Below are 13,152 nucleotides of genomic sequence, written 5' to 3'. Positions count from 1 at the left end.
CTCACAGCACGCGCGACGCGCAGGGGTGCCCGTCTTCGGGCGCGGCTGCGTCCGTGCGGCGGGTAGATGGATCGAAGGGCAGATCGTTGATCCGCGCCAGGGCTTCGCGGTCGGCTGGCGTCGTCATCAGACAGTCGGCGTGATGCCGTTCCTTGATAATCTGTTCCAGCCCTACCGCGTCTTCATAATCCATGCGTCCGACGATGCCGTAGGCGACGAAGATTGCCAGCAGGCACAGGACATCCTTGAAAGTGGTCATAACGACTCCTTGAAAGGGGAGGGCCTTCGCGTTGGCGACCAGCCCGAAAAATGGGAGACGGCATCAGGCGAACAGGTCGCCCTGTACCGCCATCCGCTTGATTTGCTCGTTGATCCACTGGGGGTTCTTGGCAAGCCGGGCCTCGACCCATGCGGGGTTGTGGACGACGGCATCGCGCACCCAGTCCGGGTAGCGCTCGAGCGAGACATCGAGCCAGGCCTTCAGGCCGTGGCGGATGCAGTCGCGCACTTCCTCCGCGTCGACCCGACCGCAGTAAGCGATCGGCGACAGCGGACTGCAGCCGACGACGCGCAGGCAACTTACAAAGGAGAACGGCAGGCCGTCCTTCTCGCGTTCGCTGAACACCCAGCGCAGGGTGTCGAACTTCTCTTCCAGCGGCGTTGTGGGATCAGCCAGATGGCTGACCTCCTGCAGCAGGCGCCAATGCAGGAAGACGATGTCTTCCTCGCTCCATTCGACGGGCGCCTCCTCGTTGTCGAGCAAAGCGTCCAGGGCGGCACGATCGGGGATCGCCGCCGGACGGTGGCGCGAGGCGGCCGCGACGGAGGGAAGAATGCGCGGCAAAACAGGCCCCACGGGCGTGGGACGGGAAACTCGGGGGGATACGCTCTGATTCAGCATCGTTGGCTCCAGGAAAAATTGGAGGCAACGCGCACCACGACGGGGGGCAAATGCCCCCGTGGGGTGAGAAACGGCCGGCCCGCTACGGGCGGAACGGCGCTATGGGAAGAAGCTCCAGGGCTGGCTTGAACGGCCGGTGAGAACCGCCGTGATCGGTGTGCCAGCTACCGATCGGGGAAGGCTTTCGGGGGAAGGGCGCGTAGGGAAGGATGGAAGCGCCTCGCCCCTGCCTCGAAAACTTGCCTCGATGGCATGGGTGCGACAGACACCCTTGTCGGTGCTGGCAAGGTCGGCGCACGCGGCACCGGTGAAGCCGATGGCATACGCGACGGACAGGAAACTCCAGGGCTTGCCTTGTTTGAATGCAGGGCCAGCTACTGCATGACGTCAAGGTAGCGGTGCCGGATTGCCGAGTCAATCCCGAAAACCTGCCCGAATCGGGGCCGATGCCGAAAGGCCCCTCAGGTGACGGCCATTTCCGGTGGCGAATGAGCATGCTGCTGCGGATGATCGCTCCGAACGCGGTATTTCGAGGAGCACGGCATGTCGGAGATCCAGATCGTCAAGGTAGACCAGGGGGCCGTCAACGCCCGCATTCTCGCCAAGGAGGCCAAGGCCGACTTCCGACGCGTCGAGGCGGCCAGCCTGAAGATGCCGACGCGCTTCACCAGCGCCGAGGGCAAGCGCTTCTTCGCGCGGCTGTTCAACACGCTGCAACTCAACACCCACTTCATCTCGGTGATCGCCCGCACGCGGCTCGACCACGAGGACGTGGCCAAGGTCGAGGAGGCCATTCGAGCCCAGATGGACACCGTGACCGAGAACCTCAATAAAGCCATCGATGGTGCCGAAGCGCTATTCAAGGTCCATGGCATCACCAGCACGGCGACCTACGACACCGTGCCGCTCGATGTGGACGTCCATGTGTTGTCGTCCATCGGTCGACGCTTCCTGGAGGTGCTGGGCAAACTCGACCAACTGATGCCCTTGCTGCAGACCCTGGAGATTCACGAGGTGATTACCACCCAGGCTGTCGACATCCAGCGCGCGGGTCTTAAACGGCAGGTGCGCGATGTCGCCAACGGTGCGCGAAACTTTGCGATGGGGTTGCGGCGGCGGATGAATGCTCTGGACGCGCACGATGTCGAAGACCGCAGCGGGCCAAATCGGCAAGAGGCCGAAGCCGTGGGTGCACCGGATGGCGCGGACGAACCCGGTCCTGAACGCGACGCGGCGGTCGATCGGATTGAGGCCGACGCCAGCGCACGATCGCCGGAAGCCCTCGAAAGCACCGTGTCTTTGGTTGGCGATTAGGGGCGATGGCTGCTTCATGGAGGGGCCTTCACGGTCTGTGTATTCCGGTGAAAACCACCAGCCGTTCCATTCGCAAACCCGCCGGTGGTTCCGATTGCAATCCACCAGGTGCAACGCAACGATACCGCCACAACTGAATCGCAGGTAGGCCAACTGCGAACCGTAAGGCAGTGCAGCCTCTATGCCTGCTTCAGGCTGATTCCGGCCTGCTAACAGAGGTGGCCCCGCGCAGTTGGACAGAAATTCGGTTTTCTTAAGTGATTTCTCTGCGGGTTAAGCCGCTGCGGCGAGCAGCGGCTGGTTGAAGTAAGCCGTATCCGGGGTTTGCCCGTCAAGCGTTGAGTGCGGGCGACGGCGATTGTAGAAATCGAAATAGCGGGCCAGCGCCTGCCGGACCTCGGAAACGGTGTCGTAGCCGTGCAGGTAAATCTCCTCATACTTGACCGATTTCCAGAGGCGCTCAACGAAGACGTTGTCCCGCCAGCAGCCCTTGCCATCCATGCTGACCTGAATGGTGCTCTCCTGAAGCAAGCCAATGAAGGCGGAGCTGGTGAATTGGCTGCCTTGGTCGGTGTTCATGATTTCTGGTCGGCCGTACTTCATGATGGCTTCTTCCAGGGCATCCACACAAGGATCGGAGGTCAAACTGTTCGATAGGCGCCAAGCCAGCACCCGGCGAGTGGCCCAATCAAGCACCGCGCTCAAATAGACGAAGCCCCGGCGCATTGGGATGTAGGTCGTATCCATGGCCCAGACCTGATTCGGACGGTCGATGGCGAGGTCGCGCAGCAGGTAGGGATAGATGCGGTGCGCCTGGTTGCGCCGGCTGGTGTTGGCCTTGCGGTAGATGGCCTGAATATCGAGCTTCTTCATCAGCGTACCGACATGCTTGCGGCCGATTCCATGGCCTTCCAACTTGAGCATGTCACGCAGCATCCGCGCCCCGGCAAAGGGGTATTCCAGATGCAGTTCATCGATTCGACGCATCAACCGAAGATCGTCTTCGGGGATGGGCTGCGGCTGGTAATAGACAGAAGAGCGGGAAAGTTCAAGCAACTGGACTTGCCTGACGACAGGCAGATCGTGGGCCTTGTCGATCATCGTTTTGCGCTCGCATCGCCGATGCGACCGAGCGCGCCGGCCAAAAAATCGATCTCCAACGCCTGCTGGCCGATCTTTGCATGCAAATCCTTCAGGTCCGGCGTGGCCGCCTGCTTCTCGGCAGCCGTCGCAAAGACACCCGAGGCGTTCTCGAGCAGTTGCGTCTTCCACTGCGTGATTTGATTCGGATGAACATCAAATTTCTCCGCTAACGTGGCCAGCGTCTCGTCACCCTTGAGGGCGGCAATCGCCACTTTGGCCTTGAAGGCGGCTGTGTGGTTACGGCGAGGTCTTCTCATTGCTTCTGCTCCTTGGCAGGCGATTTCCATCGCCCATTGAAGCAGAGATTTCACTTAACCGGATGTCCTGATTCGCGGGACCACCTCTGTGGCCGAAACGATCAGGTGGCGTTGTGAGTCAGTACAAGCGAATCCACTCTGACGACATTTCATATCTGTCAGGAAACGCAGTGTTGCTTTCAACAATGTAATTGCGCGATCACGTTCCTGTTGGTATCGCACTCCTAAGATGACATCACGGTTGGACGAGATCAGTCCGACACGATTAACCCGATGTCACAAGGAGAGAATCATGAAAACCAACATTACCCAATTTATTTTGGCCACAGTTCTCGGCTTTGCCATTACAGGCACTAGCTATGCTCACGAGGACTCCTCCGAAGGGCAAAGTTTACATTGGCTTTCGCACGTCTCGGAGTCCAAGAGTCAGCCGACCACGAACCAACTCGCACCCTATGGTTACGCCGCATCCGGCACCGCTGCACGGGAAGTGATTATCGATAGCGGCACCAAGTATCTGAATGTGACGCGTCTCGAAACCATCCGGATCAATGTTGGCGGCAAGAGCGTCACCTGGATGTTCGATACGCTCGGCACGGCCTCGTTCCCGCTCGCCAATATCATTCCCGGGGCTGGCGACGTGACCGTGTATGTCACCGAGAACCCGGCCTACCGCGGCTGAATTAAAGATTACGTGGCGATGACACCATTGTCATCACCACGTTGGGGAACTGTCAGGTTCCTGTAGGTAGCATCTGAAATGCAAGTTCATAACTCTCAAGGAGAAAGAAATGCTGAAAAAACTGTTGATGGTTGTCGCGATGAGCACCGTGGGTATTTCGGCTTACGCGGTTGACGGCGCACAGGTCGAAAAATCGATCGAGTTGAAGGATGGCTCGACGGTCTATATCTTCAAGGACGGCAAGATGGGCATGGAAGACAAAATGGGTCATGCGGTGCGCATGAAACAGGACGCCGTGATGGAAACCAAGGATGGTCAAAAGATCATGATGCACGGCGACGAAGTCATGCGTTTGGACAATATCCTTCACAAGGATCATCGCGGCTAAGCAATTTCAAAAGCCATGATCAGCGCTCCGGTGACGGAGCGTTTTTCATTGGTGGGCCATTTTCGCTACGCCAGGCGTACTTATCCCATCATCTGGCAAGGTTGGCATGGACAGCTTGGCCAAGCGCCGCTGATTCTGTGCCACATCCGCCAAGGTGAACTCATCGAATGCACCGCTCGGCGCGAGTGGATCGCATGAACGGGCATATCACATAAAAAGCCTCCCCGGCCAGCATGGCGCAATGGCCGTGCCACTGGATATCACTGCGAAATGACTGCTCGCAGGGCGGTTACCTTTTTGCGGAACCCGACCCTTGCCTGCGTGTCTATGTCATCATATCATTTTCGCAAACGTCTAAATGAGAGGTGGTCTTGAAACCGGCAGCCAACGTGATCGAGAGTCCGATGTGCAACGTCACCTGCTTCGAGCAGGAGAAAGTCGCCCGCATCAAGGCTGCACTCGCCGAGGACGAAGCGGCATTGCCGCAGCTCGCTGAACTCTACAAGCTTCTGGGCAACGTCACGCGCCTCAAGATTCTCCTGGCTCTTGCCCAGGGCGAATTGTGCGTCTGTGACGTGGCCCATGTGCTGGGCCTCACTGTCGCAGCCACCTCTCATCAACTGAAGCTGCTCCGTGACCAGGGCTGGCTCGCCATGCGCAACGACGGGAAGATGGTTTATTACCGCCTGAACAGCCCGGGGCTCCTCGAAGCCCTGAAGGGCGACCTGTGCCTGCTTGAGGAACGTATCGCATGAGTACGCCTGGACTCGACGCCATACAGGAGCAGATGCACCTGGCCATGGCGGCGACCAAGTGCCACCGCTGTGGCTGCTTCCAGGATACGGTGCAGGCGCTGGAGAACTCGCCGCGTATTCGGGCGGTGCTGCCCGAGCTGATCGCGGAAGCACGGAACCTCTTCGAGCCCAAGCGCTATGAATGCCTTGGCTGCGAGGTGTGCTGGCCGGCGGTGGCCACCAACGCCGCAGCGGAGATCGATCCGGCGGTGGCAGAGACTGCTCACTGCGCGACCGCCGAACCGCAGGAGCGTGAAGGCTGGCCGCCGCTGCCGGGGGACTATCACGTCGTACGCTACCAGGCGCCGGTGGCGGTCTGCACCCTCAACTCGGATGACCTAGTGGTCCGCCTGACCGCCACCCAGGCGCCGGGACTTGCCGTTGTCGGGAGCCTGCATACCGAAAACCTCGGCATCGAGCACCTGATCCGCAACCTGCTGCCCAATCCCCATATCCGCTTCCTCATAGTTTGCGGCGAGGACACCAGGAAAGCCATCGGCCACCTGCCGGGCCAGTCCCTCGTGGCCTTGATGCGGAACGGCCTGGAAGATGGCGGCCGTATTCGCGGCGCCGAGGGCAAGCGTCCGGTAATCAAGAACGTGCCCCCGGAGCATGTCGAGGCGTTCCGGCGGCAAGTGCAGGTGGTGGACTGCATCGGGATGACCGATCTGGAAGGCATTGCCGCCGAGATTGCCAGGGCAGCCGCTGACGACCCCGGGCCGGCGCCGGAAATTTTCACCGACCTACCCGCGATCCCGGTCCGGCAGGCGGAAGAACCCAGCCGTTTGGTGTCCGACCCGGCCGGCTACCTGGTCCTCTACCCCGACCGGCGACGAAGCCGCTTGGTACTGGAGCACTACGCCAACAGCGGCACCTTGACCCGGGTGATCGAGGGGACGACGCCGACCGCACTTTATAGCACGGTGATCGAAGAAGGACTGATCTCCCGACTGGATCACGCGGCCTACCTGGGCCGGGAACTCGCCCGGGCGGAAGCCGCGCTCCGGGACGGGCACGACTACGCGCAGGATCGGGCGCCCGGAGAAATCGAAGCCCCCGCACCGGTGGCCAAGTGTGGCTGCTCGGGTGCCTGTCATTGAAAGGAACAAGAATGCGCCGTGCGCTCTTCTTGGTCGTTCTCGCGGCCGTGGCCGCACTCGGCTGGGCCAAATGGCCGCAGCAACCCCAGTCGGCGGCCTTGGAGACAGCAGCCACCGGCCCTCGCATCGTCTTCTTCAAGGGCGACGACAGTGCCAGCTGCCAGGCCATCGCCCGGATCGTGGAAGAGGCCGAAGCGCGTTACGCCGGTCGTGTTGGCGTGACCAGGGTCGATTGGTCGCCTGAGAACCCTCTGATCCAGGCGTACAAGGTGCGTTTCCTGCCCACGGTGGTCTTTGTGGATGGTGCCGGCCGCGAGCGCAAGCGCATCATCGGTGAGAGCGCTGCTGTACAGGCCGCGCTACGGCAATCTCTCGCCAACGCCGAAACCCTGCTGCGCGAGTAGGCTGTGGACAGCTTTGCCGACTGGCTGACGCCCTGGCTGCAAAGCGGCTCGCCGCTCCTGATTCCACTGGTCCTCTTGGGCGGATTGGCCACCGCCCTCAATCCCTGTTGCCTGCCCATGTACCCCGCCGCCCTCGGCTACCTGGGACAAACTGGGCTGCACCCGGAAGCCGGCGCCAAGTCGGGCCGGATCGCCTTCGCCTTCATAGCCGGCATGGCCACCGCCACGACCGTCATGGGCGTGGCGACGGCTTCGTTTGGCTGGGTCTTTGGACAGCTGCCAGTGCCCCTGCGGCTGTTCCTCGCGGTGTTGCCCTTCGTGATGGGACTCGATCTCCTTGGCGTGATCCGGCTGCATCCGGCCTTATACGTTCCCTGGCTGTCCCGCACCTCGCCTCTGAAGCAATTCGTCCCCCGGATGGGCCACGCCTTCGTGGTCGGCTTCCTCTTCACCCTGGCCATTGCGCCCTGCGCGACCCCCATCCTCATCGGCATCCTCAGTGCCATCGCCATGAGCGGCAGCCCGCGCTACGGGGCGGCGTTGATGTTCCTTTACGGCCTCGGTGCCGGATTGCCCTTGCTCGCCGTTGCGCGAGGCGCCCATCTCATGGGTCAACGGCTTATTTCGTCTCGCGCCCGGCGCGCCGTGAATGCGATCCTAGGTGGCATGCTCGTCGTCCTTGGCCTGTTCCTGCTATGGAAAACGTAATCGGCGTCCCCACAGAATTCGAAAAAATCGTACGATGAGACTTGGCGCTGCTGCGTAGTGGCCGAAACGAAAGTTCGGCGTTGTATTTTGTCGCTGACGGATTTGTCCGTAATTCTTCAGCGCGGTGCTTTGTTAACGCTCAAATTTGGCCACCATCCCGGCGTTTTGGCCATATAGATACGATAAACCTCGCCGAAAGCCAGTAGTGCTTGCGCCTCCTCGCGGTGCGCCAGGCGGACGTAGATCACCACGAGGATCGGGAACAGGATCAAGGTGATCAGGGTCGGCCATTGAAGCAGGAAACCGATCATGACCAGAATGAATGCCGCGTACTGTGGATGCCGGATGCGCGCATAGGGGCCGGACAAAGCCAGGCTTCCAGTCTTCTGGGCGTTGTAAAGAACAGGCCAAGCTGTGGCGAGAAGCCAGAATCCGCCAATGATGAACACGTTGGACAGCAGATGGAAGGGGCCAAAGTGGGGATTTGCCTTCCAGCCAAACAGCATCTCCGGCAGATGCCCCGCATCGTGGGACAACCAGTTGATCCCGGGAAACCGTTCAGTGAGCCAACCCGACAACAGGTAGAGGGTCAGAGGGAATCCATACATCTCCGTGAACAGGGCGACGACGAAGGCCGAGAACATACCCAGGGTGCGCCAGTCTTGGCGCGTACGGGGCTTGAAAAAACTGGCGGCGAACAGAATGAAGAATGCCGAGTTGATCGCCACTAAGGACCATAGTCCGTAATCTCCGCTGGCAGCGTTCATTTTTTAGCCTCCTCATTGCCATCAGGGTGCCCATGTCCGCCATGCCCGCCGTGTCGGCCATGCATGAAAAAATGCATCAGCGGGCAGGCCAGAAGAAAGAGATAGGGCAAGATCCCGAATAAATGCGCCCGGTGCTCGGTCAATAGATAGAACAGGGCAATCACGGCGAAAAACCACCAGCCCCACTTCACCCGCCGTTCATAGCGGTGATCGCGGTTCTGCTCCGTTTGCTGTTCTCTACGGATTTCGTCAGCCATGATTGCTCTCCTTTTTCGCGGGTTCAGTCAGCGAAGTCTGACCGGTGGGCGGTTGCAGCACGCCCCACTGCTGGGATGCGCTGCGTTTTCCAATTCTCCGGCTTCGAGGTATTTCCAGAGACGCCGTCTGAGCCCGTGGAGGCCTTCTTTGAATTTCAAGCCTTCGGCGGCGGCGACCGCCTCAATTTGGGACAGGATGGTCTGTCGCAAATCGTATTCGACCAGCAGGCAGCCGTTCTCCGCCGCGACCTTGACCACGCCCATCATTTCACCCAGACGCTGGCAGGCGCGCCAAACGTCCAATTCGCTGCTGTCCGCCAATCGGAGCTTGCGTCTCTTCGGGATGGGCCGGATGTCGGCGATACGCTGCGACCCGGTATAGAGCGCCGGTATGTCGTTGAACCGTTCTAGGCACTGGGCCGAACAGAAGTGGTAGACGATGCCCCGATGGGTGGAGAACAAACTGGACTGGGCAACCTCGACATTCATTCCGCACACCGGATCGCGGCTTGTAGTCATAGCTTTTGTCATGATGGTGCTCCTTCAGCGATGGCAGAAACGAACGATGCCCCTGTGCCGTCAGCCTCCGCATCCGTATTGAAATAGCGAAAAATGGCCGAACGCAGTTGGGCGTGTAGTTCAACTTCGCTGACCATAGCGACCTCCTGGTGAAGGCGACCGATGATGCCGCTGAAAGCAATAACGATCTCCGGATCGAAATGCCGGCCCGACTCATTCTCGATCAGCGCCAGGGCCTTTTCGAAAGGTATCGGGGCTTTGTAGGGGCGTGCCGAGACGAGGGCGTCGAACACATCCACGACGGCGAACAGCCTTGCCCCAGGTGGAATCTCCATCCCACACAGCCCATCCGGATAGCCAGAGCCATCGAAGCGTTCATGGTGATTGCGAATGACCGGGGTGGCGTTCATCCACGCATTGCCGGCGACGATGTCGAGGCCGAGAAGTGCATGGGTTTTCATGATCTCGAACTCCTCGTCGGTCAACTTTCCCGGTTTGAGCAGTATGTGGTCAGGGATGCCGATCTTGCCCACGTCGTGAAGGAAGGCGCCGGCAATCAGGTGGGCAATCTCACCTTTTGGCCAGTGCAGTTTCTCAGCGAGCGCCACGGCGTAGAGAGTGACGCGGTAGTTGTGTGCGTCGGTGTCAGAGTCGCGCTTGGCGACTGCATTGCCGAGGGACCGGATAATGGACAGGTTGGAGTCAAGCAGGCGCCGAGACAATCTTGTTGCATGCCGAAGGAGACCGAGTAGGAGGGGGTACAGCAGCAAGGCCGTGGAAAATACCGCGACAACTGCCGTAAGGACGCCATCCAGGATCTGCTGTTTCTGGTTGGCGAGCGTTCCCTCATCGATGCGGTACGTTCCTTCCAGATAGCCATCCAGGCCGCCGGACTCTTTGGCTAAGGGAATGATCACCTGAATCAGGTGCTCGTTGCCGATGTGGATTCTATTGCGATGATCCCTGCCCAGAGCCGGCCAGTCGTGCCGGCGCAACCGGAGTCCGTCGGCAACGCCAGGCGGCAGGGTTGTCCACGTTTCGTAGACAAGTTCTTTTTTGACGTCGAAAACCCGTATGCCAACAAAGTTGTTCTTGTCCAACAGGGCAGTCAAGGCGCTGTGGTTTTCCGGGGACTCTCCCCGGGATAGGACCTGCATGGCCGGTGACTCCAGGTGGCGTGCCCCACCAGCTGCTAGTTCGAGGACAATGGATTCGACACGCCGCGTTTCAACCTGATACGCCACGATGCCGGCTGCCGCGCCGATGACGAGCGCCGCAACGCACAGCCGAATGGCGAGCATTCGGTTCAGTTGGTGCGGTGCGCTTGGCAGACTCATTTTGCTCTCCTGGTCGCGGAGCGGCCTATTCGTTTTTTATGAGAATTGCCTTGATCGGATCAATCGGGCCGACGTCCCGCCATTTGTCGCTATTTTTGAATTGCGGCACGCCATGCTGACAGCCATGGTTGCATTCAAGATGCCAGTGTTCCATTAAAACTGTTCTGCAATACTCAAAGCGTATTGTCTTAGGGTCGCACCCCATGACCTCTGCCAACAGCCTGCATGTGCAAAGGTTGCCATGCTGCCGGATGTTGTCGTTGCCCATGGGTGCGGACCGATCGCCCCGTGAATTTGAAGGGCTGAAGGCAAGGGACTTATTTCCCGTCGCGCGGGTGATAGTGTTTCTTCTTGTCCTTCGAGGCATCCTTCTTTGCTGGCTCAGCGGCAGCCGGGGCTTTCTGCTCGATGCCCGTCTTTTCTTGCATATGCGAATGCGGCTTGGCGGCCTTCGTGCCCTGGTCGGCCTTCATTTCGGCGGCAGGAGCGGCTTTTTCGGCATCAGCGGCCTGAGCACCGAGCGATAGTGCAGCAACGGTTGCGAACAGAACGGCTGAGAGTGCGGATTGCAGTTTCATGGTGGTTCTCCAAAATGGTGGCTGGAAATGTCTGGATCGCCCTTGCTCTCCTGACGCTGTGAAGTTTGCACTTTTTTAACCGTCACTTGCATGACTTGCTGATTACGTTTTCGTAAGGAATGCTGTCTCTTCAAGTACGGCGCGGACTCTTGGTCTTATCGTTCATTTCAAAGACTGGTACAGCTCCATCAGCATCTTGAAATGTCCGCTGACCCGATCGACAGAGAATTGGTACATGATTGAGTTTTCGGAAAACTTGGTTCGCTCTACATCCATTTCAACCGTATTTCCGTCCGCGCTATCCTGGCTTGGCACTTGGTATTTGAGGGGATAAGGCGGCTGGGCAGAAACGGCCTCCCCAGAAATGTGGCCGATGCTGGTTGTCGCCAACATGGTCGGAGGTATTGGAGATGCCGATTGAGCGATTCGCATGGCTTCCTCAAAATCGATGTCCACGGCCTTGTAGCCCGGGGTATCGGCGTTGGCGATATTGGAGGCAATCAACTGCTGACGGTAGGCGCGCACCCCGAGGGCCACTTCCTGAACACTATGAGTCTTTCCACCATGTCCCTGGCTGTTCAGGGGAACATGTTGAGGGTGCGTATCACCGCCCGGTGTTGTCATGCCGCCATGCTGTCCATTACTTGAAGCGCCGCCATGATTGCCATGAGGCGATACGACGGTCGGCTGGCCTATTGCTTGAGAAAGCGTTTCTGCAAATGAAGTTCCCGCTGGTGCGCCATGATTGGCATGGCCACCGTCGGCAGTCGGCTGAGGAAGAGAATTGGCGATGGCATTGATCGGTGGCATGGGGTCGGTTTATTCACAGATGCCCGTGACCTCGCCTCGCGTATCCCATTCGGTCGTGCCAAACGCTTACTTCGCGGCAAGGTACAAGAGAACCCCTTGCCGCAGGAGCCGTCATCTCTTCGCCAACCCGGTCAGTATCTTCCGCTGAAAATCAGTGCCGCAGGCAAGCATAGAGGACCAATAGTCCATAACGATCCGACTCGATCCCAAGATGAGATCCGTACCACCATCTCGCGTCCAGGGCTCGCCATCGGTTTTTCCATGTGCCAGAAACGCTCGCGCTGACTGCCCATTGATTTCCGACAGACGCTGGCAGCATTCCAACCAGGAATTGCAAAGATTCAAGGACAGTTCAAGTTGTGATTGACACTGGTTTTTCAAATGGTCAGCAGCTTCCAGCATGTTTTTCTTCCTTCATCGAGGGTTTTTCAGCAACTCCAGTATGTGACTGCGAGGCTGACTCACACATAACCCCGTGGTTACAATTCGGTCATGCCAATGTCAGCTACGGCATGGAATGGGAATCGCAGAAAACGCTGTGGCCAACAGTCGCCCGGACGTTTTCGCGACATTCCCGCTACATCGTCTTCCTGCTCGTTACGTGCTTGATTCACGCGAAGACGTTAATCAAAGCCCCGGTGGCTTGGCCTTGGGCATTTACGACCGGCTGTAGCGGTGCTTCCTCCGCTTTGCGCTGCGATATTTCATGTGTCTTGGTTTCCTGGCGGTCAGTCTGTTTTACCTCTTGGGCTAAACGACTCTCGACAGGCTGGCGCGTAGCGCTGGCATAGGGGGTTCGGCTTATGGCGTCGATCGACATCAGAATCTCCTTGGGCTTTGGCCCGATTGCCATGAGATGTCAGCGAAACGGGCGTGTTTTCGACCGCTGAATGACGGTGCGGCAAGCAATTGGCCGTAGTGGCCGTTACTTCATATCCCTGGGATGGAAGTGCTTGGTCATGTCCTGATAGGCGCTTTTCTTTCCGGCGGGAACCGCAGCAGGTGCAGTTTGTGGAATTCCCGTTTTTTCCTGGACATGCGAATGCGGCTTGTTGGCGATGTCGCCCGTGTCAGCCTTCATTTCAGCGGCAGGAGGCGCTTTGTCGGCATCGGCAGCCTGGACACCCAAGGACAGCGTAGTGACGGTCGCGAACAGAGCGGCTGAAAGTACGGATTGCAGGTTCATGATGGTT

Annotated in this window: 21 protein-coding genes; 8 read left to right on the top strand and 13 right to left on the bottom strand. The window is 59.1% G+C overall.

Annotated features, from left to right (window positions below; all coding sequences use genetic code 11):
* Nucleotide 1 precedes the first annotated feature (1 nt).
* Together DARO_RS11800 and DARO_RS11795 are read right to left on the bottom strand one after the other, a co-directional pair.
* Complete coding sequence (locus DARO_RS11800; RefSeq protein ID WP_011288024.1) at nucleotides 2–259, bottom strand: hypothetical protein; 258 nt, start codon at nucleotides 257–259, stop codon at nucleotides 2–4.
* A gap of 63 nt (nucleotides 260–322) precedes the next feature.
* Nucleotides 323–901, bottom strand: a complete 579-nt coding sequence (locus DARO_RS11795) for a hypothetical protein (RefSeq protein WP_011288023.1) — start codon at nucleotides 899–901, stop codon at nucleotides 323–325.
* A gap of 543 nt (nucleotides 902–1,444) precedes the next feature.
* On the opposite strand from DARO_RS11795, the gene DARO_RS11790 reads away from it, so the two are divergent.
* A complete protein-coding gene (locus tag DARO_RS11790; protein WP_011288022.1) occupies nucleotides 1,445–2,215 on the top strand; it encodes an AcaB family transcriptional regulator in 771 nt (256 codons plus the stop codon).
* Between the two features lie 273 nt (nucleotides 2,216–2,488).
* On the opposite strand, the gene DARO_RS11785 is transcribed toward DARO_RS11790, so the two are convergent.
* A protein-coding gene (locus tag DARO_RS11785; protein ID WP_497462969.1) for an IS3 family transposase occupies nucleotides 2,489–3,615 on the bottom strand; the annotation gives its coding sequence in 2 pieces (ribosomal slippage) (nucleotides 2,489–3,357 and nucleotides 3,357–3,615; 1,128 coding nt in all).
* Nucleotides 3,616–3,907: 292 nt separating this feature from the next.
* Here DARO_RS11785 and DARO_RS11775 point away from each other — a divergent pair.
* The 7 genes from DARO_RS11775 to DARO_RS11745 all read left to right on the top strand — a co-directional run bounded on the left by DARO_RS11775 (nucleotide 3,908) and on the right by DARO_RS11745 (nucleotide 7,691).
* Nucleotides 3,908–4,297: a CzcE family metal-binding protein gene (locus tag DARO_RS11775; protein ID WP_011288021.1), complete on the top strand. Its 390-nt coding sequence runs from the start codon at nucleotides 3,908–3,910 to the stop codon at nucleotides 4,295–4,297.
* Between the two features lie 109 nt (nucleotides 4,298–4,406).
* Nucleotides 4,407–4,685, top strand: a complete 279-nt coding sequence (copK, locus tag DARO_RS11770) for a periplasmic Cu(I)/Cu(II)-binding protein CopK (RefSeq protein WP_011288020.1) — start codon at nucleotides 4,407–4,409, stop codon at nucleotides 4,683–4,685.
* Nucleotides 4,686–4,700: 15 nt separating this feature from the next.
* Entirely contained in the window at nucleotides 4,701–4,883 is a 183-nt protein-coding gene (locus tag DARO_RS11765) for a hypothetical protein (protein ID WP_041224367.1), read from the top strand.
* A 173-nt stretch (nucleotides 4,884–5,056) separates the two neighbouring features.
* A complete protein-coding gene (locus DARO_RS11760; protein ID WP_157037202.1) occupies nucleotides 5,057–5,440 on the top strand; it encodes a metalloregulator ArsR/SmtB family transcription factor in 384 nt (127 codons plus the stop codon).
* Nucleotides 5,437–6,579 (top strand): tetrahydromethanopterin S-methyltransferase subunit A, encoded by a 1,143-nt coding sequence (locus tag DARO_RS21755; protein ID WP_011288018.1) that lies wholly within the window; start codon nucleotides 5,437–5,439, stop codon nucleotides 6,577–6,579. The genes DARO_RS11760 and DARO_RS21755 overlap by 4 nt, the downstream gene beginning before the upstream one ends.
* Entirely contained in the window at nucleotides 6,576–6,983 is a 408-nt protein-coding gene (locus tag DARO_RS11750; protein ID WP_198134029.1) for a thioredoxin family protein, read from the top strand. The genes DARO_RS21755 and DARO_RS11750 overlap by 4 nt, the downstream gene beginning before the upstream one ends.
* 3 nt (nucleotides 6,984–6,986) lie before the next feature.
* Nucleotides 6,987–7,691 carry a cytochrome c biogenesis CcdA family protein gene (locus DARO_RS11745; protein ID WP_011288016.1) on the top strand — a complete coding sequence of 235 codons (705 nt, stop codon included), beginning with the start codon at nucleotides 6,987–6,989 and terminating at the stop codon, nucleotides 7,689–7,691.
* A 116-nt stretch (nucleotides 7,692–7,807) separates the two neighbouring features.
* On the opposite strand, the gene DARO_RS11740 is transcribed toward DARO_RS11745, so the two are convergent.
* The 10 genes from DARO_RS11740 to DARO_RS11695 form a co-directional block, all read right to left on the bottom strand.
* The gene (locus DARO_RS11740; RefSeq protein ID WP_011288015.1) at nucleotides 7,808–8,458 is read right to left on the bottom strand and encodes a methyltransferase family protein; all 651 of its coding nucleotides are present in this window, start codon (nucleotides 8,456–8,458) and stop codon (nucleotides 7,808–7,810) included.
* On the bottom strand, nucleotides 8,455–8,715 hold the full coding sequence (locus DARO_RS11735) for a DUF2933 domain-containing protein (protein WP_011288014.1): 261 nt from the start codon (nucleotides 8,713–8,715) through the stop codon (nucleotides 8,455–8,457). The genes DARO_RS11740 and DARO_RS11735 overlap by 4 nt, the downstream gene beginning before the upstream one ends.
* Nucleotides 8,716–8,742: 27 nt before the next feature.
* Nucleotides 8,743–9,246, bottom strand: a complete 504-nt coding sequence (locus DARO_RS11730; protein WP_011288013.1) for a YHS domain-containing protein — start codon at nucleotides 9,244–9,246, stop codon at nucleotides 8,743–8,745.
* Nucleotides 9,243–10,571, bottom strand: a complete 1,329-nt coding sequence (locus DARO_RS11725) for an HD-GYP domain-containing protein (RefSeq protein WP_011288012.1) — start codon at nucleotides 10,569–10,571, stop codon at nucleotides 9,243–9,245. Before DARO_RS11725 ends, DARO_RS11730 begins: the two co-directional genes overlap by 4 nt.
* A gap of 25 nt (nucleotides 10,572–10,596) precedes the next feature.
* Nucleotides 10,597–10,839 (bottom strand): hypothetical protein, encoded by a 243-nt coding sequence (locus DARO_RS23105; RefSeq protein ID WP_041224366.1) that lies wholly within the window; start codon nucleotides 10,837–10,839, stop codon nucleotides 10,597–10,599.
* 49 nt (nucleotides 10,840–10,888) lie between these two features.
* Entirely contained in the window at nucleotides 10,889–11,149 is a 261-nt protein-coding gene (locus DARO_RS11715; protein ID WP_011288011.1) for a hypothetical protein, read from the bottom strand.
* Between the two features lie 162 nt (nucleotides 11,150–11,311).
* Nucleotides 11,312–11,959: a flagellar basal body rod protein FlgB gene (flgB, locus tag DARO_RS11710; protein ID WP_157037201.1), complete on the bottom strand. Its 648-nt coding sequence runs from the start codon at nucleotides 11,957–11,959 to the stop codon at nucleotides 11,312–11,314.
* A gap of 111 nt (nucleotides 11,960–12,070) precedes the next feature.
* Nucleotides 12,071–12,361, bottom strand: a complete 291-nt coding sequence (locus DARO_RS11705) for a hypothetical protein (RefSeq protein ID WP_041224364.1) — start codon at nucleotides 12,359–12,361, stop codon at nucleotides 12,071–12,073.
* 208 nt (nucleotides 12,362–12,569) lie between these two features.
* A complete protein-coding gene (locus DARO_RS11700) occupies nucleotides 12,570–12,779 on the bottom strand; it encodes a hypothetical protein (protein ID WP_041224363.1) in 210 nt (69 codons plus the stop codon).
* 105 nt (nucleotides 12,780–12,884) lie between these two features.
* Complete coding sequence (locus DARO_RS11695) at nucleotides 12,885–13,145, bottom strand: hypothetical protein (RefSeq protein WP_041224362.1); 261 nt, start codon at nucleotides 13,143–13,145, stop codon at nucleotides 12,885–12,887.
* Nucleotides 13,146–13,152: the final 7 nt, after the last annotated feature.

It is taken from the genome of Dechloromonas aromatica RCB, from assembly GCF_000012425.1.
The sequence above is the reverse complement of the archived record's forward strand: the minus strand, read 5'-3'. Positions and strand labels throughout refer to the sequence as shown.

Coding starts and splice junctions, on each gene's coding strand:
- DARO_RS11735 (WP_011288014.1), bottom strand. CDS start 8,715: ATGGCTGACGAAATCCGTAGAGAACAGCAAACGGAGCAGAACCGCGAT.
- DARO_RS11795 (WP_011288023.1), bottom strand. CDS start 901: ATGCTGAATCAGAGCGTATCCCCCCGAGTTTCCCGTCCCACGCCCGTG.
- DARO_RS11790 (WP_011288022.1), top strand. CDS start 1,445: ATGTCGGAGATCCAGATCGTCAAGGTAGACCAGGGGGCCGTCAACGCC.
- DARO_RS11740 (WP_011288015.1), bottom strand. CDS start 8,458: ATGAACGCTGCCAGCGGAGATTACGGACTATGGTCCTTAGTGGCGATC.
- DARO_RS11765 (WP_041224367.1), top strand. CDS start 4,701: ATGATCAGCGCTCCGGTGACGGAGCGTTTTTCATTGGTGGGCCATTTT.
- copK (WP_011288020.1), top strand. CDS start 4,407: ATGCTGAAAAAACTGTTGATGGTTGTCGCGATGAGCACCGTGGGTATT.
- DARO_RS11725 (WP_011288012.1), bottom strand. CDS start 10,571: ATGAGTCTGCCAAGCGCACCGCACCAACTGAACCGAATGCTCGCCATT.
- DARO_RS11715 (WP_011288011.1), bottom strand. CDS start 11,149: ATGAAACTGCAATCCGCACTCTCAGCCGTTCTGTTCGCAACCGTTGCT.
- DARO_RS23105 (WP_041224366.1), bottom strand. CDS start 10,839: ATGGGCAACGACAACATCCGGCAGCATGGCAACCTTTGCACATGCAGG.
- DARO_RS11700 (WP_041224363.1), bottom strand. CDS start 12,779: ATGTCGATCGACGCCATAAGCCGAACCCCCTATGCCAGCGCTACGCGC.
- DARO_RS21755 (WP_011288018.1), top strand. CDS start 5,437: ATGAGTACGCCTGGACTCGACGCCATACAGGAGCAGATGCACCTGGCC.
- DARO_RS11695 (WP_041224362.1), bottom strand. CDS start 13,145: ATGAACCTGCAATCCGTACTTTCAGCCGCTCTGTTCGCGACCGTCACT.
- DARO_RS11800 (WP_011288024.1), bottom strand. CDS start 259: ATGACCACTTTCAAGGATGTCCTGTGCCTGCTGGCAATCTTCGTCGCC.
- DARO_RS11730 (WP_011288013.1), bottom strand. CDS start 9,246: ATGACAAAAGCTATGACTACAAGCCGCGATCCGGTGTGCGGAATGAAT.
- DARO_RS11705 (WP_041224364.1), bottom strand. CDS start 12,361: ATGCTGGAAGCTGCTGACCATTTGAAAAACCAGTGTCAATCACAACTT.
- flgB (WP_157037201.1), bottom strand. CDS start 11,959: ATGCCACCGATCAATGCCATCGCCAATTCTCTTCCTCAGCCGACTGCC.
- DARO_RS11775 (WP_011288021.1), top strand. CDS start 3,908: ATGAAAACCAACATTACCCAATTTATTTTGGCCACAGTTCTCGGCTTT.